Genomic DNA, 1,238 nt, shown 5'->3' on the forward strand with positions numbered 1-1,238 from the left:
AGCTCGGTAGCCTCGTGCCAGACCAGATGGACGTCGGCAAAGCCGGTGGCCCGAAAGGCGCGCACCAGGTCGCGGTCGCGGTTGGCGCCTGGGAAGGTGACGACGGCGGCACGCATCAGCGGGTCACTCTTCCACCGTGAATCGATAGCTCTCGATCACCGGGTTGGCGAGCAGCTTCTCGCACATCGCCTTGACCGAAGCCTCGGCCGCCGCACGGTCCTTGGCCTCGAGGCCGAAGGTGAAGACCCGGGTCTTGCGCAGCCCGCTCACCCCCTCGAAGCCCAGATGGAGCAGCGAGCGCTCGATCGTGACCGCCTCCGGGTCGAGCACGCCCTGCTTCAGGCCCACTTCCACGCTGACCTTCACCACCTGTCTCCGTAAGCCGCGCCTCGTGCGATGCGGCCTTCCCTAGTGGCCAACGCGGCGGCAGACAAGAACTGGTGCCGTTCAGCCGAAATAGAAGTCCAGATCCGCCGCGGCGAGGCGCTCCAGGTTTGGGATGAACACCTCCGTGTGCTGGATCGGGCCGAAGCCGCTGAGATAGCCCAGGTCGAACAGCAGGCCAGTTTCGTTGCGCCCGGGGATCACCGCGATGTTGGTATAGGCGACGCCCCGGTCGAACGTGTCGATGCTGCCGTCGCCATTGCTGTCGAACTGATGGGGGAAGATCTGGTTGTGGTCGTTCGGCGCGATGCCAATCCGGTCGACGCCCTGGGTGAAGTCGGCGATCACCGTGAACGTCTCGGGATAGGTGGGCTCCTCGCGGATGCCGAAGCCGTAGCCGAACAGGAACAGGTCGGAACCGAAGCCGCCGGTCAGTTCGTTGCGGCCAGCCTCGCCGTTCTGGAAGTCGTCGCCGTCGCCGCCGGACAGGAGGTCGTCGCCGTCGCCACCGAACAGCCGGTCGGTGCCGGTCGAGCCCTGCAGCTCGTCGTTGCCGGTCCCGCCGAACAGCCAGTCGTCGCCGCCCTCACCAAACAGTCGGCCGCGGCCCGGCCCGCCGACCACCGTGTCGTCACCCAGGTTGCCGAAGAGGTTGTCGTGGCCGTCATGGCCGTCCAGCCGGTCGTTGCCGCCCCCGCCGAACAGCCGGTCATCGCCGCACAGGCCGGCCAGCCGATCGTCCTTCGGCCCGCCCACCAAGATGTCGACCCGGCTGGTGCCGATGAGCGGGGCGATGCCGCCCGCCCCGTAGGTCCCAATCGCCACGGGCGGGATCTCGGTGACGCCGAACAGGG

General features: G+C 67.9%; 2 protein-coding genes. Both read right to left on the minus strand.

Annotation, left to right across the window (positions count from 1 at the left end):
• Positions 1 to 123 precede the first annotated feature (123 nt).
• A complete protein-coding gene (gene purS / locus EQG76_RS22245) occupies positions 124 to 369 on the minus strand; it encodes a phosphoribosylformylglycinamidine synthase subunit PurS (protein WP_159716504.1) in 246 nt (81 codons plus the stop codon).
• A 78-nt stretch (positions 370 to 447) separates the two neighbouring features.
• On the minus strand, positions 448 to 1,238 hold a 791-nt coding region (locus EQG76_RS22250), incomplete at its 5' end, for a calcium-binding protein (RefSeq protein WP_235031507.1).

This window comes from Geminicoccus flavidas (assembly GCF_009806515.1).
Lineage (GTDB): Bacteria > Pseudomonadota > Alphaproteobacteria > Geminicoccales > Geminicoccaceae > Geminicoccus > Geminicoccus flavidus.